Raw genomic sequence first — 25,907 nt, forward strand, 5'->3', positions numbered from 1 at the left:
GGAACACTCGTCAAGGACGGCCTCTACCGATGATGCCTACTGTTATGGCACATTCCTGCCGTGTTGGATCTTTTGCAGTCCGCTCGGATTCTCGCGGCGAGCCGCAAAGGCTTCTGGAAGAAGCGTTCCGGCATCGGTTCCTTGCCTAGCGTCTGCTCCATGCCAAGAACGGCCGGTAGTGTCGCTGGACGATGAGCAGGGACCGATCCGGTTGGATCATATAGATCTCCTCGACCTCCCGCCCCGTCTGATCAGTGAACGTATGGGGGAACGTGGAGCCAGCCGGCGACTTTGCCAGCTTCGTTCGAGGCTGACCGCCATAGGTGATGCTGCCTGGAATAGGCGCGTATCCTTCCGCCGGATAGGAGCCCGAAGAGACCGAGCATCCTGCAACGAGAACTGCCGCAATGACCGCCGCCACTATTTGGATCATCCTCGTGCCTCCCAGCTTCTCGGCGGAACCTGTCACATGTGGTCGCCTGTAATTATGGTGTACCCTATTTCGCGATGGCGTTGTTACAGAAAACCATCGAATGAGAACGAAATGGGCTTCAGGAACTATCTGATTGAAGGCGTTTCCGGGAGTGGCAAAACCTCAGTTGCGACCGAACTGCAGCAGCGCGGTTACCACGTCATCCACGGCGATCGTGAGTTGGCTTACAGAGGCGATCCCAAGACGGGTGAACCATTAGACAGCTTTGCGCATCGGCAGAGCATTCGGGATGTGGCGTTCGGGCACGAGCACCATCTTTGGGATGTCGAAAAGGTCAAATCCCTCGTCGTTGATCGAAACCATCCCATCTCCTTCTTCTGCGGCGGCTCACGGAATTTCCATCAGTTCATCGACCTGTTTGACGACATCTTCGTGCTTGAGGTCGATCTGGACACGTTGAAGAAGCGGCTCGCCGGCAGACCTGAAGACGAGTTTGGCGGAAGGCCCGCCGAACAAGAACTGATCGTGCGGCTGCACGCCACGAAGGAAGACGTTCCCAAGAACGCGACAGCCATTGATGCCACTGCGCCGCTAGGCAGCGTTGTCGACGACATTCTATCGAGATGCCGAGGGATCGACCAATAGCAGCGATGCCTGGCGCCAGCGGGCAAAGGCCTGCGGCTTTCGACCAAAATGCAGAACCATCCTCGCACGTTCGTGCCACAGTGGTACTCGCGGCAGTCAAAGCGGCAGCCCGCTCTCGAACGCTGCCGCTCGTAGCTGTTGCAACAAAGTTTAACGGTCTTTCAAACCCAAAATGCACCAAGGCATCCTAATTTTAGGCGTGACTCAACTAGCGGGTTGTTGCCATAATTCGGCGCCAGCATGTCTACAAGCGTTATGGCGGGGTTTATCAAGCGTATGATTCGGAGGAATAGCGTATGCGAAAAATCGGCTGTCTGACCTTTGTGGCCTGCGTGTCTACGGCACTTGCGGCCACGCCTGTTACCCTGGACCTGAGAAGCCCCCTGAAGCTCACGACGTTGAGCGCCCTCGCCGGCAATGGAAACGGTGGTGGCAATGGTGGCGGAAACTCCGGCGGGAATGGCGGTGGGAATGGTGGCGGGAATGGCGGCGGGAATGGCGGCGGCAAGAGTGAGAGCCACGCTTCGACTGGTCACGGAAAATCCGGACTGTCGTCTCGCGACAAAAGCGAAACCGGCAAGTCAAGCGATCCGATAGCAACCGCGCTCGGGAAGCTTTTTGGCACTGACAAGAACAAAGAAAAGCGGGTTGCACCCAAGAAGCTCTCGACGGAAACCGCAAAGGTGTCGCCGAAGACCGAGAAAGCGCATCTGAAGGTGGCCAAGCCCACGCCCAAGCCAGAGAAGCTTCCCGTGGTGACAGAGGTCACCGCCGTGGAAGTGGAAGAACCACCTCTGGCTGAGAAGCCCAATCTGGCGGCAAAGCTTGGCGGCTTGAACTCGCTGAAACGTAATTATCATGCGTATCTCAACTCCAACGATCCGCGCATGGCTGCCATCCGAGACTATGTTGTTGCCTATGCTCAGTTCGAGTTGGACAACGGCGTCGATGCCGTCCCGACAGATCCGGCCCTCAGCGACGAGGCCTTGAGTGCGGCGCTACTGGCTGCAGCGAACAAAGATATCGGTACGGTACAGCAGCCAGGCGATGTCGTGGTGGCAGATCCTGAAGTAATGGCATGGGCTAAGGACGTTCTGGGTGTCGGTCCTGGCGTCGGCAAGATCGACCAGGTGCGGGATGCCATGGCGTCTGAGCAGCCGGTTGACGAGACAGCCGAAACCGATCCTGTAACAGGTCAGGAAACAGGCGAAGCAACCGAGTTGACCCAGCCAGTTCCCGCCACGGAACAGGTGGCCAGAGCCCAGTAATTCGGTTCAACGAAAGACGGCGCAACCATCTCTTTTTGCGCCAACCTAGTTGCGTACTTGGTGGGGCACGCTCGTTATCCGCAGCGCGCCCCTCGTTTCCACTCTTGGCACGACCTGCCGCATTCGCTTCGTCAGAGTTCGCGTGGTCCCGCTACAGCTTCAGAATGTAATCACAGAGCCGATCAGCGGCCATCTGGATCTGCGCCGGATCGCGCAGGAAGCAGGCGCGCAGGAAGAGCTCGCCACCCGCGCCGAAGGCCGCTCCGGGTGCCAGCCCTACGCCTGTCTTGTCGACGATGTCGATCGCCGCCTTGCGGCTGTCGGTCACGCCGTCGATTTTCAAGAATGCGTAAAGTGCGCCATCAGGCTTCAGCGTCTCGACCCGGTTCGTCGCAATCAGCGCGTCACAAAGGATGTCGCGGGAGCGTTTCGCCTTGTCGATGTTGGCTTGCACGAAATCGTCGCCATCGTTCAGGGCGGCGACCGCGCCGCGTTGCATGAACTGCGCCACACCTGAAGTCGAATACTGGATCAGGTTCTCGAGCACCTGGCCGGTTTGCGGCGGGGCAACGATCCAGCCGACGCGCCAGCCGGTCATCGACCAGTTCTTCGAGAAGGAGTTGACGAACATGATCTTGTCGTCAGGCTCCATCACATCGAGGAAGGACGGCGCGCGGCCACCGGCAAAGTAGTAGCGGGCGTAGATCTCGTCGGCCATGATCCAGAGATCATGCTTGCGCGCGAGCGCCAGGATGGCTCTGAGGTCATCCTTGGTTGCGGTCCAGCCTGTCGGGTTGGACGGCGTGTTGATGAACAGCGCCTTGGTCTTCGGCGTGATCGCCGCTGCAATGCGGTCGAGATCGACCGCCCACCTGCCGCCCTCGAAGGTCAGCTGCACGCCGACCGACCGGGCACCGGCAATTTCCAGGGCCGCGGCAATGTTCGGCCAGGCGGGCGTCAGGTAGACGAGTTCGTCGCCTGGCGACGTCATGGCCTGCACAGCGATCTGGATCGCCTGCATGCCGGAACCGGTGACATAGAAATGCTCGACCGGCAGCGTGACGTCGAAATGCCTGGCGTAATAGTCGGAGAGCCCCTGGCGCAGCTCCGGGATCCCGCGTTGATAGGTATAAAAGGTCTCGCCGCCTGCCAGTGCGTCAATCGCTGCCTTGTTGATGAAATCGGGCGTCGACAGATCGCCCTCGCCGACCCAAAGTGGCAGAAGGCCGTCACGACCACGGGCATAGTTGACGACTTCGACGATCCCGCTTTCAGGCGCCAGGACGGCGCGCGGGCTAAGGCTGCTGACAATCGACATGCATCACTCCGGTTTGCGCCTACATAAAGCAAAGCCGGCCGGAAATCTCATGATAATCGGTGAAACGATATCGATTTTCGTGATGGATGGTCCTGCCGCCGCGGCAGGACCATCTCGGAACGCTACGCCGGGCGCTTTGCCAAGAGGTCACGGATTTCCGTCAGCAGCGCCACATCGGCCGGCGGTGCTGCCGGCGCGGCGTTTTCTTCCTTGAGCTTCAGCTGCTTGTCCACCTGCTTCTGCAGCGTGTTCACGCCCTTGACCATCAGGAAGATGATCCAGGCAAGGATGAGGAAGTTGATGAGAACCGTGATGAAGCTGCCATAGGCAAGGACAGCACCCTGCTGGCGAGCAGCGCCGAGCGTCTGCGCGTTGACATTGGAAGACAGGCCAATGAAGTAGTTCGAAAAGTCGAAGCCACCAAACACGGCACCGACGATCGGCATGATGACATCGTCCACCAGCGACTTGACGATGCCACCGAAGGCGCCACCGATGATCACGCCGACTGCAAGGTCCATGACATTCCCGCGGGCGATAAATGCTTTGAACTCATTGAGCATCCGATCCGTCTCCCTCTGATGCAGTTTCATTGACAGGCCATTGTTTTCATTAGCTACATCTTCGATGCAATTATTCAATTGCTAATTACAAATTATCGGCGTCCTGCCGGCGCTCTTTGACTTAATGCCTAGACCCACCCGATGTTCAAAGCGTTGAAATTGCCCTAATCTTCGAACTCTGGGAGACCGGCGCCGGTGCGCCGGTGGAGGTTCGATGCTACCAGGCTGGGTCATAGTCGCATCTGCGTTCGGCTATCTGCTGCTGCTCTTTGCGGTAGCAAGCCATGGCGATCGCAGGCGCCGGATATTCGGGACGCCTCCGGGCGGACGACCGGTCGTCTATGCATTCAGCCTTGCGATCTACTGCACGTCCTGGACCTATTTTGGTGGCGTCGGACTGGCATCGCAGCGTGGGCTGGAATTCCTCGGCATCTATATCGGCCCTATTCTCGTCTTCACGCTCGGCATGCCGCTGCTGCGGCGGATCATCGAGCTTGCCAAGGCCGAGAAGCTGACATCAGTCGCCGACTTCATCTCCGCGCGTTATGGCAAGAACCCGACGGTCGCGACACTCGTGGCACTGATCTCGTTGGTCGGCGCCATCCCCTATATCGCGCTGCAACTCAAGTCCGTGTCGAGCACCGTGACGGCGATGCTCAACCCGTCGGACTATGGTATCGGCAGCGGCAATCTCTACTTTCTCGACCTGCCGCTGCTCGTGACGCTCGTGCTTGCCTGCTTTGCAATCATGTTCGGTACGCGCCACACGGATGCGACCGAGCACCAGGACGGGTTGATCCTGGCCATCGCCATGGAGTCGGTCGTCAAGCTGTTCGCCTTTCTGACGGCTGGCGTCTGCGTGATCTGGTTCCTGTTCGACGGTCCTTCCGATCTCTGGCAGAAGGCCTCCGAAAACCAGCTCGTGCTCTCGGCGCTTCACTATCATACGCCGATCAGCCGCTGGATCACCTTGATCCTCCTGTCGGCATTCGCCATCATCATGCTGCCGCGACAGTTCCACGTCACGGTTGTCGAGAACAGGACCGCACGCGAACTCCGGCTCGCCGGCTTCCTGTTTCCGCTCTATCTGGTCGTCATCAATCTCTTCGTCCTGCCGGTGGCGATCGGTGGCCTGCTGACTTTCGGCGGCAGCGGTGTCGCCGATCTCTACGTCCTCTCCCTGCCGCTTGCCGGGCAGATGCCCGTCGTCTCGCTGATCACCTTCATCGGCGGCTTCTCCGCCGCGACCGCGATGGTGATCGTTGCGTCGGTAGCGCTGTCGATCATGGTGTCCAACGACATCATCATGCCGATCTTCCTGCACCGGAAGCTGACCGATCGCACCGGGCAACGCAACGACTTCTCGAAGACGCTGCTCAATGTCAGACGCAGCGCGATCTTCGCCGTGCTGCTGCTCGGCTACCTCTATTACCGCTCGACTGACAGCACGACCGGACTTGCCTCCATCGGCCTGCTTTCCTTCGCCGCTATCGCGCAGATGGCCCCTGCCCTTTTCGGCGGCCTTGTGTGGCGGCGGGCCAATGCGCGTGGCGCCATCCTCGGGCTGACGTCAGGCTTCGTGATCTGGATCTACCTGCTGTTCCTGCCCTCGCTCGGCGGACCTGACTATTCGGGCGTTGCGAGCGCTGTACTCGACTTCATCTTTCCCGGCACAACGGTCTTCAGCGGTTCCAACGCCGATCCGCTGGTCAACGCGACTGCGATGAGCCTGCTGGTCAACACTGCCTTCCTGATCATCGGCTCGATGACACGCAATGCCCGTCCGCTCGAGCGCATCCAGGCCGGCATCTTCGTCAAGCGGCAGTCCCGTTCGCAATTTGCCACGCGCGGCTGGAAGACGCGCATCAGTGTCGGCGATCTGAAGGCGACGATCTCGCGCTATCTCGGCGAAGAGCGTATGGAGCGTTCGTTCCAGACCTACCAGCAGAACTCCGGCCGCAAGCTGGAGGACGACCAGCCGGCCGACATGGCGCTCATCCACTTCACCGAGCAGCTGCTTGGCAGCGCCATCGGCTCCTCCTCCGCCCGGCTTGTGCTGTCGTTGATCCTTCAGAAGGTTGAGGATGCCTCCGCCGATACCGCCTGGCTGCTCGACCAGGCAAGCGAGGCGCTGCAATATAACCAGGATATGCTGCAAACCGCGTTGTCCCAGATGGACCAGGGCATTGCGGTCTTCGACAGCTCGAACAACCTGACGATCTGGAACCGCCGCTTCAGGCAGCTGCTTGACCTGCCGGAGAACGCGGGACAGGTGGGCTTCCCGCTTGCCGATGTCGTGGCGATCCTCAGCCAGCGCGGCGATGTCCCCGCCGGCGACGTCCAGCAGACAGTCCGCCATTTCCTGACGCTCGACAAGCCGTTCGCGCTGGTCCTTGGGGGCGGCGAGCGCATCATCGAAGTGCGCTCCAACGCAATGCCTGACAAAGGCATCGTCGCGACCTTCACCGATATTACCCAGCGCGTCGCCGCCGACCGGGCACTGAAGCAGGCGAATGAAACGCTGGAACAGCGCGTGGCCGAGCGGACAGCACAGCTGACCCGCGTCAATCACGAACTCGGCGAGGCGAGAGCCGCGGCTGACGAAGCCAACCTTGGCAAGACCCGCTTCTTTGCCGCCGCCGGCCACGACATCCTGCAGCCGCTCAATGCCGCCCGGCTCTATTCCTCGGCGCTTGTCGAACGCATGGGGCAATCCGAAAGCAGCACCATCGTTCGCAACATCGATTCCGCGCTGGAGTCGGTCGAGACCATTCTTGGGGCCGTGCTTGATATTTCGCGCCTCGATACCGGCGCCATGCGGCCTCGGCTTGCCTCGGTGCCGCTTTCCGACCTGCTTGAGCGGATCCACACGGATTTCGCGCCGCTCGCTCGTGAAAAGAAGCTCAAGCTCGTGGTCATGCCAACCTCGCTCCGGGTCCGCTCGGATCCCAACCTGCTTCGCCGCCTCGTGCAGAATCTCGTTTCCAACGCGATCAAGTACACGGTCGATGGCAAGGTGCTGGTGGGGGCGCGGCGGCGTGGGAATCGGGTCGTCATCCAGGTCATGGATTCGGGAATCGGCATTCCGCCTTCCAAATTCCGGACCGTCTTCAAGGAATTCGCCCGCCTCGACGAGGGCGCCAAGACGGCGTCGGGATTGGGCCTTGGACTATCAATCGTCGATCGTATTGCACGCGTCCTCAATCATCCGGTCGAACTGCACTCGACGCACGGCAAGGGGACGGAGTTCCGCATCGTCATGCGCCGCGACGCGTCGCGGCCCGCGGAGCACGTCGGCGCTGCCCCGCCGGTGGAGCATTCGTCTCAGAGCCTCACCGGGCTGAAGGTCCTTTGCGTCGACAACGAGCCGCATATCCTGGAAGGCATGCAGCTCCTGATCAGCGGTTGGGGTTGCGACGTCAGATGCCTGGACTCGCTCGACGCGGTGCGCAGGCTCGACGCGCGCCAGGCGCCGCCGGATCTCATCATCGCCGACTATCATCTTGGCGATGGCACCGGCATTTCCGCCATCCTGGCGCTGCGGGAACGCTTCACGGCGTTCATTCCCGCACTGATCGTCACGGCCGACCGTACGCCCGAGGTTCGCGCCGAAGCCGAGCGCCACGGCATCGGCATCCAGCACAAGCCGGTGCGCCCGGCAGCGCTCCGGGCCTACATCACCCAGATTTCCGCTCAGAAGCGCGCAGCCGCGGAGTGAGCCGCGGACGATCTGTGAACAGGAGTCGAGACTAGAGGTAGCTTTTCACCGCGGGTTCGTTCCACCAGTTGTCGTGCCGCCCGTCCATGTAGCGGATGGGTAGTGCGGCAAGTTCCTCAGGCGATATGTCGTCGAGGCAAGCGATGTTGATTGAAACGTAGTCCCCACCGATTTCGGGAATATGGCCGTGCCCATAGGCATGCAGGCCGCAGGTCTTGCAAAAGCGGTGATGGCCGCTCATCGAGGCAAACTGATAGTCGCCGGCCGTGGTCTCGCTCAGCAGGCGAAAATCCTCCGGCTTGACGATCGCGCCCCAGTAGCGGCGCTTGCCGCAGACCGAGCAGTTGCAGCGGCCGGTGCCAGCCTCCAGATCGGCATCGACTTCGTAGCGGATTTCGCCGCAATGGCAGCTGCCCTTGTAGGTTTTCTTCATGGAGTTCCTCCTGCCCCGCCGAGCGCCCTTGCAACTGCAAGGTTTACGGCTTGCCAACGCTAACCGCGTTTGGAGAAAAAGTGTAGGGCAACCCCCGACCCACCGGAAAAACAAAAAAGGCCGGGTAAACCCGACCTTCCCATCCATCTCGACCAACCGTGCCAGTACATCCGTGGTCACGATCCGGAGATGATATTTTATGCCTTGCGGCTTAGATCGCCTGGAGGCGGTCTGCAGACATCTTGCCCGAACGCTTGTCGGCAACCAGCTCATAGGAGATCTTCTGACCATCCTTGAGTTCGCGCATGCCAGCACGCTCAACGGCGGAGATGTGAACAAAAACGTCGGCAGCGCCGTCATCCGGCTGAATGAAGCCGAAGCCCTTGGTTGCGTTGAACCACTTTACGGTACCTGTGCTCATGACGAGATTCCTTTCAAAATCGCACTTTGTAGAAACGCTTCGGCGCAAACCGAGGCGCGATGAAACCGATTTTGGAGGAAGTTCGCGCCGCAGCACAGACAGCCGCGGCAAAGTTCATCTAGCAAGATCGATGAGAGGCATTTACCCGGCAATTGTGTTCGTGGCAAGGCATCAATGCGCTTTGCTGTTTAGCCCGGGTTCGCCGCTGACGAAGAAACCTAGCTTTCCGGCTGTGTCGGCCGCATTGCGTTGATCGATGCGGCGTGCGCCTCAAGTATGGCCGCGGCTATGACCTTCTGGAGCTCGTAGACCAGCGTGCGCGAACGCTTGCGATCAAGGTCCTGCGCCGCTTTCGCAAGATTCAATCCCTCGTTCAGGACGATGTGGTGAGCTCGCGTCAGCGCCCAGCTTTCAATATCAAGACTTATCATTCGGAATCTCCGCCAAATCATTCAGCATCAAAGACATTCTCGAATCACGATACGCAGCGCACTTGGTAGCAAGAAGAATCACACTTGCTAAATTTTGCAAATAGCATTTAGGGAAGAATGCGCGCGATTAGCGAAATTTATTCCGCTTGAGTCTCGGAAGATACAACCGCCCCCGGCGGCGTCCTGGAATACCGATCAATGCCGATCCCCCACGCATCGCGGGGGAGATCGTGCACGGGTCCGGTCAGGCCTTTGTAGCGACAGACGGTTTGTTGCGTTCCAGGAGTGCGCGAACGGTATCGTCGTTTATCTTGCCGCTCGGCTCCTGGCCGATCGACTTCTGGAAGCTCTTGATCGCGGCGACGGTCTTTGCGCCCATTTCGCCATCGGGCAGTCCGGCGTCGAAACCGTTGTTGTTGAGGATCGCCTGAATGTTGCGGATCGCCTTCTTCATGTCGACGGTCGAGGTTTTCGTGGCATTGCCGACCCATTCATCGGGAACGTCCACGCCATTGGCCTTGCTGTCGAGCGGCCCAGCCTTCCAGAGGTCGGCCTTGGCGCGCGCCTTCTCCAGCTGGTCCGGCTTCATGGCATTGGCGACTTCGTCGCGTTTCTGCGCCGCATCCTTGTCACCACCCTTTGCGGCAATCGCGAACCACTTGTAGGACTCGGTCAGATCCTGGGCGACGCCATTGCCGCGTGCGCAGAGGATCGCCAGGTTGAACTGGCTATCGGTGATGCCGAGGTCGGCAGCCTTGACGAACCAATCCGCAGCCACCTTGTAGTCCTGCTGGCCGAGTGCGCCGGACGCGTGGAGCACCGCGAGATTGTGCATGGCGCTGGCGTTGCCCTGATTTGCTGCCTGTTCGTAGTATTGCTTCGCCTTGGCGATGTCGCGGTCGACGCCCGTGCCCTTTTCGTAAATGTTGCCGAGGCGGTATTCGGCCGGTGCGAAGCCCTTGTCGGCAGCGAGCTGATACCAGTTCGCCGCCTCCTTCGGATCGGCGGGGATACCCGCACGACCTTCGCTGTAGCGAGCGCCGATTTCGAAGAGCGCCAGCGCATCGCCGCCCTTGGCGGCATCGGCAAGCGACTTCGGCTGCACGACGTCGGGAACGGCGATGCCCGCGGTTTCCACAGCCGGTGCGGCCGGTGCGGTCGTCACGCCTGCGGCAACCGGCGCCGCATCGCGGGCAACAAAGCCAGAGGCATCCCGCGGAGCATCCGAAGGTGCAAGTGGGGCAGCCGCGTCGCCATTCAGCGGCGCGGTCGCGGTCAAATGGTCGGGAGCAGCGGGCGCGGGCGCCGGATCACTGTTCGCAAGCGCGACCGGCGCTGCGGCGGGCACTTCTGGCGCGGTGACTGCGGCAGCCTGCTCCGGTGCTGTTTCGCTGTCGAGCGGCAGGGCGTTGCTGGACGAATCGGTCAGCACTGCAACTTCGGCCGAGGGCGCCGGCTGTCCGCTCGTCAGCGTGCGGGCGAGCGGAAACGCCATGATCGCCAGCAGCACGGCGCCGACGGCAAGCAGGATCGGGCGGCGGAAGCGCGAGAAAGCACTGCCCTTTGCCTTCTTTTCGGCCTTGGCTGGCTGCGACTTGGCGCCTGGTTCAGTCTCCAATGCAGCGGCCTGTGCAGCGCGGCGGGCGGCGGCAATATAGTCGGCGCGCTCGTTTTCCGTCGCCGGCTTGGCGTTGATGCGTGCGGCGTTCTGGCTGGCGCGCACGCGCTCCAGGATCTTCTTGACATCGGGCGCGCCCGAGCCCGGCTCCAGCGGCTCGTTGGCCGCTTCCGGCGGCATGACGTCGACCGGATCGATGGACGGAGCGGGATCGATGACGGTGCGCTCGGCGGCTGCGGTTTCCGGCTTCGCTTTCTTGGCCGGCAGCAGGCGCTTGCCGAGGCTTGCAAGCAGGCTTCCCTTGTTGGGACCCGATGCAGAGGCGGGCTTCGTGGCCGCTTCGATCGCGATCACACTGGTGTCGGTCGCGGCCATGAGAGGCGCTGCCGGCACTTCCTCGGCGATTTCGGGCTGGCGGCTGGCCGGCGCACGCGTTCCGAACACGGCCGGCTTCTGCGCATCCTCGGCGCCTGCCTGCATCATCGTGTAGGTGTCGACCGCGAAATCGGCATCGGCGGCGGGCATCCTCGCTGCGGGCCGTGCAGTCGCGCGATCTTCCATCGTGTCCAATCGCTCGGCGATCTGGACGAGCGTCTCGTGCAGGGCCTGGAAGGTCCTGTGGGTGCGTTCGTCGCTGCTGCGGCTGAGATCTTCCAGCTGACGCAGGTCGTCAGCAAGCGCATTGAACGCCGACATGTCGGCGGCGGCCGGAGCGCCGCCCTGCAACGCACCGTTTCTCGCATAGGCCTCGACCACCGCTTCAGCCGCCTGGCGGGCTGCCTCGATGATGTATTCGTCGCTGGTCGCCATGTAGTCTTCGATGGCGCCCATCCGCCGGTCGAGATCGGCGGGCAGTTCGGCCGCCGGGCGCGGCTCGGTCATCAGCGCGGAGAGATTGGCGATCTGATCTTCGAGGTTCTTCAACGCACGCGGGTCGGCCGCCGGCGCCGCGGTGCTTTCCTCGAGCCGCGCGGCAATGTCACCGAGCCGGCCTTCGATACGACGGATGGCGCTATCGTCCACCGGAGCGACGACAGGCTGGAGCGGCTGGAAGTCCATCTCGTCGATGCGGCGCGCAAGATAGTCCAGGCGCTGTGCAAGCGCGTCATTGACCGAGCCAGCTTCAAGCGCATCGATCTTGCGGGAAATGTCGGCAAGCGCGCCCGTGAGCTCGGGCTGCGGCGCAGCCTTGTGGTTGCGCTCGAGCAGGTAGGACAAATGCTCCAGGCGCTCGTCCAGGCGCGAGGTTGCCTCGGCATTGGCGAGTTCCTCGACGCGACGGGTCAACACCTCGAGCCGATCGGCAAGCCCGTCCGCAGGTGCCGTGCGGCTCGCGACATTGTGGCCCATCAGATCGATTTGTTCAGCCAGTGCGTTCAGCCTGCCTTCGAGGCGATGCATCATGGCCGGATCGCCGGCGGCGGCGGCCCGGCCGGTTGCCGCGATGGCGCGGCTGATTTCATCGAGGCGGCTGTCTACCGCCGCAAATTGCTCGGTCATCGCCCGGTCATGCGGCTGGATCATGCTGCCGAACTGTTCCATCGCGGTCGCGATGGAGAGAAGCTTGTCTTCCAAAGCGCGGACAGCCGGGCTTTCTCCCATGCCGCCAATATGGCGCTTGATGTCGTCGAGCCGGTAGGCGAGCGCCACCAACTCTTCCTGCAGACCTGCGGTGTCGAGTGCATGCAGCTGGTTCTCGAAGCCGTCCCAGCGGGTCTCCATATGCCGAATTGAATCTTCCCGCGCGAGCCCGTCCATCAGCGAGCGCAGCTCTTCAAACTCGCCGCGCAACCCTTGCGCCTCCGGCGCGCTGGAGCGACCCGCGAGTTGATCGATGCTGTCGGCAAGCCGACCCATGTCGGCACGAATGTCATCGGCGAAGCGGCGGTCTTCCGCGCCGACCTTGATGCTGCGGATCTCATCGCGCAGCGCATTCATTTCGCGCGTTACGCCATCGGAAATGTCGCGCTTGAGGTCCTGGCGAAGATTGACGAGCGCCTGTGCGATCTCTGTCATCGTGTCTTCGGTGCGGTAGGCCTGCTGGACGGGGGCCGGCTGCGGAGCGGCAGCTCGCGGCGCGCGTTCGGCGACCGGAAGCGGCGCACGGGAAGGAACCGGCGGCTCGCGGGTGTAGGATGCCGGCTCGCGGGCAGCCGGGCGTTCCCGGCTTGCCTCAAGAATGCGCTGGCGCTGACGAATTTCCGCGAAAGGATCCGGCCGCGCCTCGGCGGCATAAGGTGCGCGGGCGGCGTAAGGATCGGTGTGGACGTCGCGTTCCGGCGCCGGAGCGCGTTGACGCTGGTCGCGAGCACCCGCACCCATGAGGCCCTCGATCCTCGCCTCCAGGCCTTCGATGGTGCGGTTCAGCGCGTCGAGCGACGCCCTGTCGGAATGCCGTGGGGAATTTGATCGCGATCCGTTCATCTTCTTGCTCGCTTCATCTGTCCGAACCCTCGTCAGGGTCGATCATTGGCTTCCGTCACCGCCGCATCGGAATGCAGGCGAGAGCACCGTTCATGAAAGGATAATCAATTAGACTTTCCTCAACCTGTACGGCGTAGCGGCATTCCAATGAAACGCGAGACTGAAAAAAGGAATGCAAGTCGCCAATGCTCAAACAGCACCTTTCACGGAACGTGGTAAACAACCCGTTAATCGGCGTGAGATTTTTTTAACTTTTCAGTGTTTTCAGCCGCTTTCCGTGCCGAAACGACCAGCACCAGTTCTGCGGCGCGTCCCGCGGGCAAGGCCATGTTAGCCAGATATCAGAACGTTTCCGTCCACGGCCGCACCTCGATTTCCTGCGACCATGCGCTCCGGTGCTGGAGCAGGACATCGATGTAGGTCTGCGCGATGGCGTCCGGGTCGAGCGTCGCATCCGGCTTGGCCGGATCATCCCGCCGCATTTGCGAACGGATGGCGCCGTCGATGACGACGTGAGCGACGTGAATTCCCTTCGGCCCGAACTCGCGCGCCGCACTCTGGGCAAGGCCGCGAAGCGCAAACTTGCCCATGGCAAACGCGGCTGACTGGGCAAATCCCTTGATGCTCGCCGTCGCTCCGGTAAACAGGATTGCGCCGCGCCCATGCGGCAGCATGCGCCTTGCCGCCTGCTGGCAGACCAGGAAGCCGCCATAGGCGCTGACGGCGATTGCCTGTTCGACCGCAGCTGGATCGAGCTCGGTCAAGGGACCGCGCAGGCGGCCACTGGCGTTGTAGACGACGACGTCAGGATCACCGATCGCCGCCGCGACGTCGTCGAAGAGCGCCGCGACGGATGCCGGCTGCGCAGCATCCGCGGCAAAGGTCAATGCGCCGGTTTCGCCGGCGATTTTGCTCAGCTTGTCGGTATTGCGCGCCGCCAGCGCAACCTTGACGCCGCGCGCCGTCAGTCGGTGCGCAAGCGAGGCACTGAGGCCCGGGCCTGCGCCTACGATCAGGGCGGAACTATAGGGAAACTCAATCATGATTGCCCTCGGGTCGCTGTTGGCAATTGGGAATACTACATTCGCCGCGCCTTGATCGTGTTCATCACGAAGCTGGTCTCGATCGTATCGACGCATTTCAGGCGCGCAATCTTTTCCTTGATGAACCGCTCATAGGCATCGAGGCCCGAACTCATCACCTTCAGCACATAGTCGCGCGAGCCGGTCACCAGATGGCACTCCAGGACCTCGTCCCACTCGCGTACGGCAGTTTCGAACATCTGGATTTCGTCCTCGTGCTGGCGGCTCAGCCGGACCGAAGCCAGCGCCGTCATCGTCCAGCCGTCGACAGCGGGATCGACGAGGGTCGTGTAGCCCTGAATGATCTCGGCCTCCTCAAGTCGGCGCAGCCGCCGAAGGCAGGCTGATGCGGAGAGCCCGACACGCTCGGCGAGTTCGTTGTTCGCAAGGCGCGCGTCTCCAATCAGTTCCCGAAGGATCTTCCTGTCCATCTCGTCAGCAATTTTCTGCGTCACAATGCATAATTCTCCGCAACAAGTTGCTTCAAAGAGCACCCGTGCGCTGCAAATAGCAAGAACAGCCTTCCTGTTTTGATATAATTTGCGAGCATCACACGCACATCTTGAGGAGACGACAATGACCGCGCCGCACCCTTCCAAGACCCATATCGGCAACCATGCACTGCATCCCGAGACGCAGATGCTGAACTATGGCTACGACCCGGAACTTTCGGAAGGCGCGGTAAAGCCGCCGGTCTTTCTGACCTCCACATTCGTCTTCAAGTCCGCAGAGGATGGCAGGGACTTCTTTGACTATGTGTCCGGCCGCAAGGAGCCGCCCGCCGGCAAGGGCGCGGGGCTGGTCTACTCCCGCTTCAATCACCCCAACAGCGAAATCGTCGAGGACCGGCTTGCGGTCTACGAACGCACAGAAAGCTGCGCGCTCTTTTCGTCGGGCATGTCGGCAATCGCGACAACGTTGCTTGCGTTCGTGCGCCCGGGCGATGCCGTCCTGCATTCGCAGCCGCTTTATGGCGGTACGGAAACGCTACTGGCAAAGACGTTCCTCAATCTCGGCGTCGCGGCTGTCGGTTTCGCCGACGGCGTCAGCGAGGCATCCGTCCAGGCGGCCGCCGAGGAAGCCATGGCAAAGGGCCGCGTATCGATGATCCTCGTCGAGACGCCAGCCAATCCCACCAACAGCCTTGTCGACGTGGCGATGATCCGGCGCGTCGCCGATGCGATCGGCAGAAAGCAGGGGCATACACCCATCGTCGCCTGCGACAACACGCTTCTTGGCCCTGTGTTTCAGCGCCCGATCGAACACGGCGCCGACATCTCGCTCTATTCGCTTACCAAGTATGTGGGCGGCCATTCGGATCTCATCGCCGGTGCAGCGCTTGGCTCGAAAGCCGTGATGAAACAGGTGAAGGCCCTGCGCGGCGCGATCGGCACGCAGCTCGATCCACATTCCTGCTGGATGCTCGGCCGCTCGCTTGAGACCCTGCAGATCCGTATGGAGCGGGCCAACAACAACGCCCGCGTCGTTGCCGACTTCCTGCGCGAGCATCAAAAGGTCGAGGGTATCCACTACCTGCCCTATCACGACGCCAGTTCGCCCGTCGGGCGCACCTTTGCGGCGCAGTGCAGCGGTGCCGGATCGACCTTCTCGTTCGATATCGTTGGCGGCCAGCCGGCCTCGTTCAAGTTCCTGAACGCCTTGCAGATCTTCAAGCTGGCAGTCAGCCTTGGCGGCACGGAATCGCTCGCCAGCCATCCGGCAACGATGACCCATTCCGGCGTGCCGGCCGACGTTCGCCAGCGGATCGGCGTCCTGGAATCGACCATCCGCCTGTCGATCGGCATCGAGCATCCGGACGATCTCGTCGCCGATCTGCGGCAGGCGCTGGACGCAGCGTGAATCTGGCGGCGGCTCAGGCGGCCGCCGTTTCCCTCACATCGTCGAGCAGGAAATGCACGACGACATACTTCGTCGTGTAGTGGCGGCCGCTGTCGGACACATTGTCGACGCTGCCGCCGTCGGCGGGGTGCCAACGGTGATAGTGGGGGCTGGTGGTGATCAGCGTGATCGCTTTGCCGGCCATCTTGCCGTCAAGCCGGTACCGCATCTCGGCCAACGGCCAGATGCGTTCATAATCTTCCATCGGGATACGGACCTTCAGGGCCTTGCGGCTGACCGCTTCGCTGCGCGAGCCGTCCTCGTGCTCCACCGCCGGCAGCTCCAGCGTGACTTCCTCAGCTCCGTCGAGAATGGAATTGAACTCCTCCGGCCACATCCGTCTCATAAAATCGCTCCTCCAAGCTCTCTCATCAGTCTGCATGCGAAATCTAGCGTGTCTTCTGGCAGAAGCAAACGATCCCTGCATGCATTCGACGAAAGCCTCACGCACGACATTGCACACAGGGACGAGGAATACGCGAGGCATGACCCAAGTGAACTGCGCGCTCGCCACGTCAAAGCAGGTCGCGACGCATTCGTTGTCAGCGCTTTCAGCGCCAGCGAACGGCTACATATGTACCCATCGACTTACCATCGCGGCCGTGGCCGACCTCCGCACCCAGCGTCGTTGTCATGGCGTTGATGAGGCGCGTGCCAAGCCCGGTTCCCTTTGGCCCGCTGGTGCGATCGAAACCGACACCATCATCTTCGACCGAAAGCACGTTGGTACCGTCTTCCTCTCGCCGAAGAACAACGCGCACCTCGCCCTCGGCATCGGGATAGGCGTACTTCATCGCGTTGGTCACCAGTTCGGTCAGAATAACGCCGAGTGCGACGGCCCGGTCGGCGGTGGTCGAGATCCGGCAGAGATCGGATTGCACGGCTATGCCACGCGAAAACCCGCTTGTGCTGCGCAGCTCCGCCAGGAGTGGCCGCAAATAGACATCAAGCTGGACTTCGCCAACGTCGCCTGACGTATAGAGACTGCGGTGAACGCCGGCGATCGCCGCGATGCGGGTCTGCGTTTCGTCCAACGCCGTCCTGGTTTCGTCGCTGTGCGCGATCTGCATCTGCATGCGGATCATCGCCGCGACGAGCGACAAGCTGTTGGCGATACGATGATTCATTTCCGCAAGCAGGAGTTCGGCCCGCTCCTTGGCGACCACGAGTTGGCGATCCGCCTCTTCCTTCTCGCTGCGCAGGCGCGCGTTTTCCAGCGCCTGTTCGAGCGCACTGACGAGAAGCGGGAAGAAGTCGTCCGTCGCGGTCTTGACGACGTAATCCGCAGCGCCGCCCTTCAGCGCCTTTATCGCAACGTCGGCGTCGCTCGACCCGGTCACATAGAGAACAGGTGTTCGCCGACCGGTTTCGGCAATCGCTTCAAGGAAGTTCAGGCCGGTCTGGTTCTCGAAGTAATGATCGAGAACGACCGCCTCGAACTCCTCGGCGCCGAACAGCTCGAGGCCCGTCGTGATCGACGGGGCGTGAATGACTTCGAAATCACTGCGCGCAAGGACCCTCGTGGCAAGACGGGCTAGGGCTGGATCATCATCGACATAAAGGATGCGCACAGATTTTGGCTACTCGTTAGGGGATCTGGATAACTGAGAAGAACAGGCCGAGATTGCGGATTGCCGTGGCGAAACCGTCATAGTCGACCGGCTTGGTGATGTAGACGTTGGCGCCGAGATCATAGCACTTCTGGATTTCCCGCTCGTCGTCCGTCGTCGTCAGCACGACCACCGGCAGGCGGCGGGTATGTTCGTTGCTCTTGATCTGCTCGAGAATGTCGATGCCCGACATATCAGGCAGGTTCAGATCGAGCAGAACGAGCAGATAGCGGTCCTTGCTGACCACGCCATCACGCGTTGGCCCGAGAATATAGTCGAGAGCACTCTTGCCGAGGGTGAATGGCACGATCTCGTTGTGCACGCCGGCGCGACGCACGTTCTTTTCGATCAGACGGGCATGCCCCTCATCATCCTCGATCATGACGATCGTGACTTCCTGACCCGTGGCTTTCATAGTTCCATACTCCGGACGATTTTCGTGAGGTCGGACGGCAGCGTCAGAATGAAGGTGCTACCCTGGCCGAGTTCGGATTCGACCGTAATGTCTCCACCCAAATTTCTAATTAACGAACGCACATGCGCGAGACCGATGCCCTCGCCGCGCTGATCCTGCTCTCCGGCTCGGCGGAACAGCTCGAACACCCGCTCGCGATCCTGAGGCCCGATACCTCGGCCGTTGTCCCTGAAGTCGATCCGCACGCGGGCTGGACCATCCGGATAGGCGTCGACCGCAAGCGCCAGAGGCCGACCAGGCATCTGGTACTTCACCGCATTGTCAAAGAGATTGCCGAAGATCTGTTCGAGCGAAAAGCGATCGGTGACGATGCTTCCGGTACGAACGCGGATATCCACCGTTCCACCGGATTCAGACAGCTGGTGATGAACGTTGGCCGACGCGGTTTCCAGCAGCGACTTGAGCTCGATCCGATCCGGCTGAAGTTTCCTGCGGCCGTCGCGCGATATCTTCAGAATGGCGTTGATCAGTGAATCCATCTTGCGCGTCGAGGAGCGGATGAAGCCTAGGGCTTCGGGCAGATCCTCCTCGACGGCCCGGCGCGCCTCGCGGATTTCCTCCTCGCTCGGCTTCTTGTCGTCGGCCAGAATGTAAGTCGAAACTGACGTCATCGCCGTGTCGAGTTCGCTCAGAAAGCCCATGATGTTGACCAGCGGCGCCCGCAGGTCGTGCGTGACGATGTAGGCGAAGCGCTGGATTTCCTGGTTCGCGCGGATGACGTCTTCCGTGCGCTCGCGCACGCGCTCCTCGAGCCCGACGTTCAGCAGTTCCACTTCGTTTGTCGCCGCCTGCAGGTCGCGCACGTGCTGCGCGATGATCAGGATGGCGCCGCCGAGCACGACCAGGATCGCAACCGCACCGCCGATCGTGACCCATTGAAGATTGCTTGCCGCCGATAGCTGCGCCTGCACGAGGACGCGCAGGCGATCATCGGTCTGTTCCAGAAAGCCGTCGAGGGTCGAGCGTATCTTGTCCATGTACTCGCGCCCGCCATCGCCGCGGACGATGGAAATCGCCTCGGAGAAATTTCCGTCCTTGGCAAGCGCGACAGTGGTCGTCAGCTCGCGCAACTTGCCTTCGATCGCTGCGTTCAACGCATCGAGTTGCAACGCGTAGGCCGGGAGCGGCGAGACATTGTCGATCAGCGCCTTGCGGCGTTCCGGCAGGTCCCGCAGCGCGCTGTCGTAGGGGTCGAGATAGCTGAGGTCATTCGTCAGCAGAAAACCTCTCTGACCCGTTTCGGCATCCTGCACGGTTGTCAGAAGACCGACGATCGAACTCCGCACGCGGCGAAGCGAGGCTGTTTCCTCGGAGTACTCGTTGTTGGCGCCCACAAGCCAGACCGAGGTTCCGACAATACCGAGCAGGATCATAACCCCGATGGCAAGCATGATCAGGCTGGAACGGTAGAAGGCTGCTGTCGACGTCATGAAGCATCCGCAAAATCGGTGGGCGCCAATTTGTACACACAGCCACAATGGAAAGATAGCACCCTTATAGTATGCCGCTTAAGCAATCCCTGTCGCAGTGGCGCGCCCCCGCACCACTGCAGAGAGACCCGGCGGCACGTCTCAGCGATAGGCTGCCTCAAGCTTCGCGACATCAAGCTTGACCATACCCAGCATGACCTCGGTCACCCGCTTGGCGCGCTCCGGTCGGGATCGGCGACCATCTCGAACAATACCCGCGGAACTATCTGCCAGCACAGGCCCCAGCGATCCCTTAGCCAGCCGCACTGCTCTTCCACGCCGCCATTTTTCAGGAAGGCGTTCCAGATCCTGTCGATCTCCTCCTGTGTTTCGCATGCGACCGAGATCGAGAAGGCGTGGTTGAAGGCATCGAACGGGCCGGCTTCCATCGCGACGAAATCCTGGTTTCCCAGCTTGAAGTCGATGATCTTGACGCTGCCCGGAGGACCACTTGGCGTTTCCGCCGGCAGGATGGTGGTGCGTCCGATGGACGAATTCGGAATCGTCGCCACATAGAATTCGACGGCCTGCTGGACGTCCTTCTCGAACCAGAGATTCGAACTGACCTTGAGCATGGATTGTCCTCCCATAACTGCTCTGACGAAATGTTCGACAGCTCTAGGACGTTCCCGGCTGGCCATTCCCGACACTGCCTCATCACAAATTCGAGGGACAGCGAAATTTGACGTTTACGCAAACGTCAATATTTTGTAAGAGACTCTCAAATGCCGGCTTTGTCCGGCGTGCCGAATTGGAGGAATTCGAACGATGCCAGTCTACAAGGCCCCGGTTAACGACACGCTCTTCGTGCTGAACGACGTGCTCGGCCTGGAACGCTACAACAATCTCCCGGGGTTTGCCGACGCCACACCCGATATGATTGAGGCTATCCTCGGCGAGGCAGCGAAGATTGCCGAAGAGGTGCTCTTTCCGCTGAATTATTCCGGCGACCAGGAAGGCTGCGTCCGGCGCGAAGACGGCTCCGTCTCGGTTCCGAAGGGTTTCAAGGAAGGTTACGACGCCTACTGCCAGGGCGGCTGGACTGGTCTTGCCGTTCCCGAGGAATTCGGCGGTCAGGGCCTCCCCTACACGCTGCATGCTGCTGTCGGCGAATACACCTCCGCCGCCAACATGTCGCTGATGATGTATCCCGGCCTCACCCAGGGCGCAGTGGCGGCAATCCTCGTTCACGGCTCGGACGAGCAGAAGCAGACCTATCTGCCGAAGATGGTCTCAGGCGAGTGGTCCGGCACCATGAACCTCACCGAGCCACATTGCGGCACCGATCTCGGCCTGCTGCGCACGAAAGCCGTTCCGCAGGCTGACGGCAGCTACAAGATCTCAGGCCAGAAGATATTCATCTCCGCCGGCGAGCACGACATGACCGGCAACATCGTCCATCTGGTGCTGGCGCGCATCGATGGCGCCCCCGACGGCACCAAGGGGATTTCGCTGTTCATCGTGCCGAAGTATCTCGTCAAGTCTGACGGAACGCCGGGCGAGCGCAATAGCGTCTCCTGCGGCGCGATCGAGCACAAGATGGGCATTCACGGCAACGCCACCTGTGTCATGAACTACGACGAGGCGACCGGCTTCCTCATCGGTGCGGAGAACAAGGGCCTCAACGCCATGTTCGTGATGATGAATGAAGCCCGTCTCGGCGTCGGCCTGCAGGGTCTGGCGATCGCCGAGATCGCCTACCAGAACGCCGTCAACTATGCCCGCGAGCGCATCCAGGGCCGCTCACTGTCAGGCCCGAAGGCGCCGGACAAGAAGGCGGATCCGATCATCGTGCATCCTGATATCAGGCGCTCGCTGATGACGATCCGCGCCTTCAACGAGGCCGGCCGCGCCTTCCTGCTCTGGACAGCGCTGAAATCCGACATCGCTCACCGTTCCGCGGACGAGAAGGAACGTCAGATCGCCGACGACATTCTCGGCCTCGTGACGCCAATCCTGAAGGGCGTCCTGACCGACAAGGGCTTCGACCACGCCGTCATGGCCCAGCAGGTCTTCGGTGGCCACGGCTACATCGAAGAGCATGGCATGAGCCAGTATGTGCGCGATGCGCGCATCGCCATGATCTACGAGGGCGCCAACGGCATTCAGGCGCTCGATCTTGTCGGCCGCAAGCTCGGCCAGAACGGCGGCCGCGCCGTCATGGCGCTGTTCAAGGAAATCGGCGATTTCTGCGAAGAGAACCGCAACGACGAACAGATGACCTTCTTCACCAAGAACCTGAAGAAGGGGTTGAACGACGTGCAGGCGGCGACCATGTGGTTCATGCAGCATGCGATGGCGAAACCCGACAATGCCGGCGCTGGCTCGACCGACTACATGCACCTCTTCGGTCTCGTCGTGCTTGGCTATATGTGGGCAAAGATTGCAAAGGCTGCCGAGGACGGCCTTGCAGCAGGAGAAACGGAGCGCGAGGCATTCCTTCGCAACAAGCTGATAACAGCCCGCTTCTTCATGGAGCGGATCATGCCGGAAACGGCGCTGCGCAAGGCCCGGATCGAGACCGGCGCAGAAACGATGATGACCTTGGCCGCCGAGGCCTTTTGAGTTCAACGGCGCCTGCGCCGACAGGGAGATAGAGGAATGACCGAGGTTTTCATTTACGACCACGTGCGCACGCCACGCGGCCGCGGCAAGAAGGACGGCTCGCTGCACGAAGTTCCGTCCGTGCGCCTTGCCGCCAAGACGCTGGAGGCGATCCGCGACCGCAACGGGCTTGATACGGCAACTGTCGACGACATCGTCATGGGCTGCGTCGATCCTGTCATGGAAGCCGGCGCGGTCATCCCGCGCGGGGCAGCCTTCGAGGCGGGCTATTCCACCAAGGCGCCCGGCATGCAGATCTCGCGCTTCTGCGCCTCCGGTCTCGACGCAGTGAATTTCGGCGCGGCCAAGATCGCCCAGGGTGCCGACGATATCGTCATCGCAGGCGGCGTCGAGAGCATGTCGCGCGTCGGTCTCGGCATGTCAGGCGGCGCCTGGTTCATGGATCCGTCGGTGAACTTCCCCGCCTATTTCATGCCGCAGGGTGTCTCCGCCGATCTGATTGCCACCAAGTACGGCTTCTCGCGCGACGACGTCGATGCCTATGCGGTCGAGAGCCAGAAGCGCGCGGCGAACGCCTGGGAGAAGGGCTACTTCAAGAACTCCGTCATCCCCGTGAAGGACCAGAACGGCCTTGTTATCCTTGCCCATGACGAGCACATGCGCCCGGGCACGGACATGCAGGCGCTGGCGGCGCTGAACCCCTCCTTCCAGATGCCGGGCGAGATGGGCGGCTTCGAAGCTGTCGCGATCCAGGCGCATCCGGAGGTCGAGCGTCTCAACTACGTCCACCATGCCGGCAACTCCTCCGGCATCGTCGATGGCGCGGCCGCCGTGCTGCTCGGCTCCAAGGCCGGCGGCGAGAGCATGGGCATCAAGCCCCGCGGCCGCATCAAGGCCTTCGCCAATATCGGCTCCGACCCGGCGCTGATGCTGACCGGCCCGGTTGATGTCACCGAAAAGCTTCTGAAGCGCACGGGCATGACGCTTGCCGATATCGATCTCTTCGAGCTCAACGAAGCCTTTGCTGCCGTCGTGCTGCGCTTCATGCAGGCCTTCGAGGTCCCGCATGACCAGATCAACGTCAACGGCGGTGCGATCGCCATGGGCCACCCGCTCGGCGCCACCGGCGCGATGATCCTCGGCACGGTGCTGGACGAGCTGGAGCGCCGCGATCTCAACACCGCGCTTGTCACGCTCTGCATCGGCGCCGGCATGGGCACGGCGACCATCATCGAACGCGTCTGAGGGAGAGAGACGATGACCTACAAGAATTTCACCGTCGAAACCGACGCGGACGGCATCGCCCTTGTCACCTGGGACATGCCCGGCAAATCCATGAACGTCTTCACCGAAGAGGTGATGGACGAGCTCGACGCCATTGTCGACGCCGTGGTCGCCGATAGCGCCGTCAAGGGCGCTGTCATCACCTCGGGCAAGTCGAGCTTCTCCGGCGGCGCGGACCTGTCGATGATCAAGTCGATGTTCTCGCTCTACCAGCATGAGAAGGCCACCAACCCAGATGGCGCGGCGCAGAAGCTGTTCGATCTCGTCGGCCGCATGACGGGCCTGTTCCGCAAGATCGAAACATCAGGCAAGCCCTGGGTTTCGGCAATCAACGGCACCTGCATGGGCGGCGCCTTCGAAATGTCGCTTGCCTGCCACGGCCGCGTCGCCTCGAACGCCAAGTCGGTGAAGATCGCGTTGCCCGAGGTGAAGGTTGGCATCTTCCCGGGCGCCGGCGGCACGCAGCGCATCTCGCGCTTGGCGGACGCCCAGTCGGCCCTGCAGATGATGACGACAGGCCAGTCGCTGACGGCAGCACGCGCCAAGGCGATGAACCTCGTGCATCAGGTGGTCGAACCGGATCAGCTGATCCCGGCGGCCAAACAGATGATCAAGGACGGCCTCAAGCCAGTCGCCCCTTGGGACGAGAAGGGCTTCAAGGCGCCCGGCGGCGGCATCTGGACGCCTGCGGCAGCGCAGCTCTGGCCGGCCGCACCCGCGATCCTGCGCCGCGAAACGGCGGGTAACTACCCGGCCGCACTCGCCATCCTCAAATGCGTCTATGAAGGCCTGCAGGTGCCGTTCGACACCGGCCTCAAGATCGAACAGCGCTATTTCACCGAGATCCTGCAGACCAGCGAAGCCTTCTCGATGATCCGTTCGCTCTTCATCTCCATGCAGGAGCTCGGCAAAGGGGCCCGCCGCCCCGCTGGGATCCCGAAAACGGAGTTGAAGAAAGTGGGTGTCGTCGGCGCCGGTTTCATGGGAGCCTCGATCGCCTATGTGACCGCCGCCGCCGGCATCCCCGTCACCCTCATTGACCGCGACATCGAAGCGGCGACCAAGGGCAAGGGCGTCGGTGAAGGCCTGGTGAAGGACGCCATCAGTAAGGGACGCCTTACGCAGGACGAGGGTGCGGCGCTGCTTTCGCGTATCGTCCCGTCCGCCGACTATGCCGACCTCAAGGACGCCGATCTCGTCATCGAAGCGGTGTTCGAAGACCGTGAGGTCAAGAAGGCCGTGATCGAGGCGGTCGAAGCCGTATTGCCTGAAGGCGCGATCTTCGCCTCAAACACCTCGACCCTGCCGATCACGGGCCTTGCCAAGAGCTCCAAGCGGCCGGCCGATTTCGTCGGCGTACACTTCTTCTCGCCGGTCGAGAAGATGATGCTGACGGAGGTCATTCTCGGCAAGGAGACCGGCGACAAGGCACTCGCCGTGGCACTCGACTACGTCGCCGCGATCAAGAAGACGCCTATTGTCGTCAACGACACGCGCGGCTTCTTCGTCAATCGCTGCGTCTTCCGCTATATCCACGAAGCCTACGACATGCTGATCGAGGGCGTCCCGCCCGCGATGATCGAGAATGCCGCCAAGATGGCCGGCATGCCTGTTGGGCCGCTGTCGCTGAACGACGAAGTGGCTATCGATCTCAGCCAGAAGATCCTGAAGGCCACCGTCGCCGATCTCGGCGAGGCCGCCGTCGATCCCAAGCATATGGCGCTGATAAACAAGATGGTCGACGAGCTCGACCGCCGCGGCCGCAAGAACGGCAAGGGCTTCTACGACTATCCGGCGAAACCGGCCAAGAAGTCGCTTTGGCCCGAGCTGAAGACCTTCTACCCGCAGAAGAAAGCCGATGACATCGACGTCGAAGTGCTGAAGCAGCGCTTCCTCGTCACCATCGCGCTGGAAGCGGCGCGCACCATCGAGGAAGGCATCGTCACCGATCCGCGCGAGGCCGATGTCGGCTCCATCCTCGGCTTCGGCTTCGCCCCCTACACTGGCGGCGTGCTGTCCTACATCGACGGCATGGGTGTGAAGAGCTTCGTGGAACTCTGCGAGAAACTCGCGGCAACCTACGGCGCACACTTCAAGCCGACGGCACTGCTGAAGGACATGGCGGTGAAGGGCGAGACCTTCTACGGCCGGTTTGATCCTTACGCAAAGGAGAAGGAGGCGGCGTAAGCCGCTTCTTCAACCCCCTGCTAAGACCTACACGAGTGAGTGCCTGTGCTTGGATCCTCGGGTC

Annotated in this window: 20 protein-coding genes and 1 pseudogene; 7 read left to right on the top strand and 14 right to left on the bottom strand. The window is 61.6% G+C overall.

All coding sequences use genetic code 11. The features are described from left to right. Nucleotides 1-145 precede the first annotated feature (145 nt). A complete protein-coding gene (locus tag JNB88_RS00435; RefSeq protein WP_220353840.1) occupies nucleotides 146-433 on the bottom strand; it encodes a hypothetical protein in 288 nt (95 codons plus the stop codon). Between the two features lie 111 nt (nucleotides 434-544). Between JNB88_RS00435 and JNB88_RS00440 the strand changes: the two genes are divergently transcribed. Together JNB88_RS00440 and JNB88_RS00445 are read left to right on the top strand one after the other, a co-directional pair. Further along, nucleotides 545-1,078 carry an AAA family ATPase gene (locus tag JNB88_RS00440; RefSeq protein ID WP_220353841.1) on the top strand — a complete coding sequence of 178 codons (534 nt, stop codon included), beginning with the start codon at nucleotides 545-547 and terminating at the stop codon, nucleotides 1,076-1,078. A gap of 296 nt (nucleotides 1,079-1,374) precedes the next feature. Then, on the top strand, nucleotides 1,375-2,346 hold the full coding sequence (locus JNB88_RS00445) for a hypothetical protein (RefSeq protein ID WP_220353842.1): 972 nt from the start codon (nucleotides 1,375-1,377) through the stop codon (nucleotides 2,344-2,346). Nucleotides 2,347-2,497: 151 nt separating this feature from the next. Here JNB88_RS00445 and JNB88_RS00450 read toward each other — a convergent pair whose 3' ends face one another. Beyond that, nucleotides 2,498-3,664 carry a pyridoxal phosphate-dependent aminotransferase gene (locus JNB88_RS00450; RefSeq protein ID WP_220353843.1) on the bottom strand — a complete coding sequence of 389 codons (1,167 nt, stop codon included), beginning with the start codon at nucleotides 3,662-3,664 and terminating at the stop codon, nucleotides 2,498-2,500. 122 nt (nucleotides 3,665-3,786) lie between these two features. Further along, entirely contained in the window at nucleotides 3,787-4,227 is a 441-nt protein-coding gene (gene mscL / locus JNB88_RS00455; protein WP_220353844.1) for a large conductance mechanosensitive channel protein MscL, read from the bottom strand. A 214-nt stretch (nucleotides 4,228-4,441) separates the two neighbouring features. On the opposite strand from mscL, the gene JNB88_RS00460 reads away from it, so the two are divergent. Beyond that, a complete protein-coding gene (locus JNB88_RS00460; RefSeq protein WP_220353845.1) occupies nucleotides 4,442-7,945 on the top strand; it encodes a PAS domain-containing hybrid sensor histidine kinase/response regulator in 3,504 nt (1,167 codons plus the stop codon). A 31-nt stretch (nucleotides 7,946-7,976) separates the two neighbouring features. On the opposite strand, the gene JNB88_RS00465 is transcribed toward JNB88_RS00460, so the two are convergent. The 6 genes from JNB88_RS00465 to JNB88_RS00490 all read right to left on the bottom strand — a co-directional run bounded on the left by JNB88_RS00465 (nucleotide 7,977) and on the right by JNB88_RS00490 (nucleotide 14,809). Continuing rightward, complete coding sequence (locus JNB88_RS00465) at nucleotides 7,977-8,378, bottom strand: GFA family protein (protein WP_220353846.1); 402 nt, start codon at nucleotides 8,376-8,378, stop codon at nucleotides 7,977-7,979. Between the two features lie 211 nt (nucleotides 8,379-8,589). Further along, on the bottom strand, nucleotides 8,590-8,799 hold the full coding sequence (locus JNB88_RS00470; protein ID WP_037138975.1) for a cold-shock protein: 210 nt from the start codon (nucleotides 8,797-8,799) through the stop codon (nucleotides 8,590-8,592). A 218-nt stretch (nucleotides 8,800-9,017) separates the two neighbouring features. Then, nucleotides 9,018-9,230, bottom strand: coding sequence for a hypothetical protein (locus tag JNB88_RS00475; protein WP_420832156.1), 213 nt, complete (start codon nucleotides 9,228-9,230; stop codon nucleotides 9,018-9,020). Nucleotides 9,231-9,474: 244 nt separating this feature from the next. Beyond that, on the bottom strand, nucleotides 9,475-13,272 hold the full coding sequence (locus JNB88_RS00480; protein WP_220353849.1) for a peptidoglycan-binding protein: 3,798 nt from the start codon (nucleotides 13,270-13,272) through the stop codon (nucleotides 9,475-9,477). Nucleotides 13,273-13,613: 341 nt separating this feature from the next. Beyond that, the gene (locus JNB88_RS00485) at nucleotides 13,614-14,315 is read right to left on the bottom strand and encodes an SDR family NAD(P)-dependent oxidoreductase (protein WP_220353851.1); all 702 of its coding nucleotides are present in this window, start codon (nucleotides 14,313-14,315) and stop codon (nucleotides 13,614-13,616) included. Nucleotides 14,316-14,350: 35 nt separating this feature from the next. After that, nucleotides 14,351-14,809, bottom strand: a complete 459-nt coding sequence (locus JNB88_RS00490) for an Lrp/AsnC ligand binding domain-containing protein (RefSeq protein WP_037138966.1) — start codon at nucleotides 14,807-14,809, stop codon at nucleotides 14,351-14,353. 121 nt (nucleotides 14,810-14,930) lie between these two features. Between JNB88_RS00490 and JNB88_RS00495 the strand changes: the two genes are divergently transcribed. Then, nucleotides 14,931-16,214: a cystathionine gamma-synthase family protein gene (locus JNB88_RS00495; RefSeq protein ID WP_220353852.1), complete on the top strand. Its 1,284-nt coding sequence runs from the start codon at nucleotides 14,931-14,933 to the stop codon at nucleotides 16,212-16,214. Nucleotides 16,215-16,227: 13 nt separating this feature from the next. Here JNB88_RS00495 and JNB88_RS00500 read toward each other — a convergent pair whose 3' ends face one another. From JNB88_RS00500 to JNB88_RS00520, 5 genes and pseudogenes are all read right to left on the bottom strand, one after another. Next, a complete protein-coding gene (locus JNB88_RS00500; protein WP_220353853.1) occupies nucleotides 16,228-16,599 on the bottom strand; it encodes a hypothetical protein in 372 nt (123 codons plus the stop codon). A 205-nt stretch (nucleotides 16,600-16,804) separates the two neighbouring features. Continuing rightward, nucleotides 16,805-17,824, bottom strand: coding sequence for a sensor histidine kinase (locus JNB88_RS34345; protein ID WP_220353855.1), 1,020 nt, complete (start codon nucleotides 17,822-17,824; stop codon nucleotides 16,805-16,807). Nucleotides 17,825-17,840: 16 nt separating this feature from the next. Next, a complete protein-coding gene (locus JNB88_RS00510; protein WP_037138953.1) occupies nucleotides 17,841-18,278 on the bottom strand; it encodes a response regulator in 438 nt (145 codons plus the stop codon). Further along, a complete protein-coding gene (locus tag JNB88_RS00515) occupies nucleotides 18,275-19,768 on the bottom strand; it encodes a sensor histidine kinase (RefSeq protein WP_220353856.1) in 1,494 nt (497 codons plus the stop codon). The genes JNB88_RS00510 and JNB88_RS00515 overlap by 4 nt, the downstream gene beginning before the upstream one ends. A 141-nt stretch (nucleotides 19,769-19,909) precedes the next feature. After that, nucleotides 19,910-20,382 (bottom strand): annotated as a pseudogene (locus JNB88_RS00520) (VOC family protein). Between the two features lie 193 nt (nucleotides 20,383-20,575). Between JNB88_RS00520 and JNB88_RS00525 the strand changes: the two are divergent. Genes JNB88_RS00525 through JNB88_RS00535 form a run of 3 tightly spaced genes read left to right on the top strand, consistent with a single transcriptional unit; the run spans nucleotide 20,576 to nucleotide 25,843 of the window. Further along, nucleotides 20,576-22,372: an acyl-CoA dehydrogenase C-terminal domain-containing protein gene (locus tag JNB88_RS00525; protein WP_220353858.1), complete on the top strand. Its 1,797-nt coding sequence runs from the start codon at nucleotides 20,576-20,578 to the stop codon at nucleotides 22,370-22,372. A 36-nt stretch (nucleotides 22,373-22,408) separates the two neighbouring features. Then, nucleotides 22,409-23,617 (top strand): acetyl-CoA C-acetyltransferase, encoded by a 1,209-nt coding sequence (locus JNB88_RS00530; protein WP_153269413.1) that lies wholly within the window; start codon nucleotides 22,409-22,411, stop codon nucleotides 23,615-23,617. A 12-nt stretch (nucleotides 23,618-23,629) separates the two neighbouring features. Continuing rightward, nucleotides 23,630-25,843 (top strand): 3-hydroxyacyl-CoA dehydrogenase NAD-binding domain-containing protein, encoded by a 2,214-nt coding sequence (locus tag JNB88_RS00535; RefSeq protein ID WP_220353859.1) that lies wholly within the window; start codon nucleotides 23,630-23,632, stop codon nucleotides 25,841-25,843. Nucleotides 25,844-25,907 lie beyond the last annotated feature (64 nt).

This window comes from Rhizobium cauense, from assembly GCF_019511525.1.
GTDB lineage: Bacteria > Pseudomonadota > Alphaproteobacteria > Rhizobiales > Rhizobiaceae > Rhizobium > Rhizobium cauense.